The sequence below is a fragment of the Pseudomonas sp. PICF6 genome, from assembly GCF_009831705.1.
GTDB classification, from domain to species: Bacteria; Pseudomonadota; Gammaproteobacteria; order Pseudomonadales; family Pseudomonadaceae; genus Aquipseudomonas; species Aquipseudomonas rhizophila.
In genome coordinates this window covers 22,432-22,808 of the sequence record NZ_WUUD01000005.1, presented here as the reverse complement: position 1 = coordinate 22,808, position 377 = coordinate 22,432, and the positions used below count along the sequence as shown (strand labels likewise).

At 63.7% G+C, this 377-nt stretch carries 1 pseudogene; it reads right to left on the bottom strand.

What is annotated here, in order from left to right:
- Positions 1–340: pseudogene (locus GSM73_RS03160) on the bottom strand (sulfotransferase family protein); the annotation flags it as partial.
- Positions 341–377 lie beyond the last annotated feature (37 nt).

Here is a 377-nt window from a genome sequence, read left to right as displayed (position 1 = left end):
GCAGCAGAGTATCCAGAGGCGGCGGTTCTGAAATGACGATGTGGTCGTCCAGTTGCGCCAGCATCTGGCTGATCAATGTCGAGCCACAGCGGGAGGCATGGAAAATGAATGCACTCGGGGGCAGGCCTGGGCTTTGTTGTCTCCACTGGTCCAGGGCGCTCAAGGCTGTCTGGCGGCGGAACGCCTGATTGAAGGGCAACCGCAGGGCGTGTTCCACCGCGTCGCCGAAGAACGGTTGCGACAATCGCGCCTCACCGAACCAGCACCAGTCAACCCGCCACTGCCCCGCCGCTTGCCACACGCGGATCGGCAGCCAGCCGTCCAGGTTCAGGCCTTCCACTGATCACTCCACTGCCGGCGACCGTTGCGCATGGCCA